At 48.7% G+C, this 781-nt stretch carries 1 protein-coding gene and 1 pseudogene; both read right to left on the reverse strand.

Annotated elements, in window-relative coordinates:
• A pseudogene (locus A3729_RS01035) lies at nucleotides 1-430 on the reverse strand (protein translocase subunit SecF); the annotation flags it as partial.
• A gap of 10 nt (nucleotides 431-440) precedes the next feature.
• Nucleotides 441-781, reverse strand: a 341-nt coding sequence (locus A3729_RS01040; protein WP_156497555.1) for an MMPL family transporter, incomplete at its 5' end; no start/stop codon positions are given.

Below are 781 nucleotides of genomic sequence, written 5' to 3' on the forward strand. Positions count from 1 at the left end.
CATAGAACATGACCAAACCCAAGGCCAACAGCAAGCCAATGCCGCCCTGCTCTCTTAACTCTTCACCAACCTGTGCGCCAACAAATTCAGCTCTGGTCAGCTCTAGCTGCACACCATTCGCAGACAAGGTGCTCGCGACTTGCGCACCAACCTTATCGTTAAACGACTCAGACAAGCGAACCAACACAGATGTTGCTGCACCAAAGTTTTGTACAACTAATTTCTCATAACCCGCTGCAAGCAACTGCTCACGCACTTCTTCAAGGTTCGGCGCTTCTTGGTATTCAACCTCTACCAGCGTCCCCCCTGTAAAATCCAAACCCAAAGCCAGACCTTTCACACCAAGCGAAGTAATTGAGGCAAGCAATAAGATGATCGAGAATGCCGCGGCAATCTTACGTTTGCCCATAAAATCTATTGTATTGTTCATCCTGAGCACCTTACCCTATCGAAATTTTCTTCAGCTGACGGCCGCCATAGGCCAAGTTAACAATCGCTCGCGTCAGTACGACAGAAGTGAAGAGCGAAGTCATAATACCGAGTGACAATGTCACCGCAAAACCTTTAACCGGGCCAGTTCCTACCGCAAACAAGATAACCGCAGCAATCAACGTGGTTATATTTGCATCGAAAATCGCTACAAATGCTCGACTATAGCCGGCATGAATAGCTTGCTGAGGAGAAAGACCGTTTGCCAGCTCCTCGCGGATACGAGCAAAGATCAACACGTTTGCATCAACCGCCATACCGACAGTCAGTACAATACCAGCGATGCCTGGCA

The sequence above is a fragment of the Oleiphilus sp. HI0043 genome, assembly GCF_001634935.1.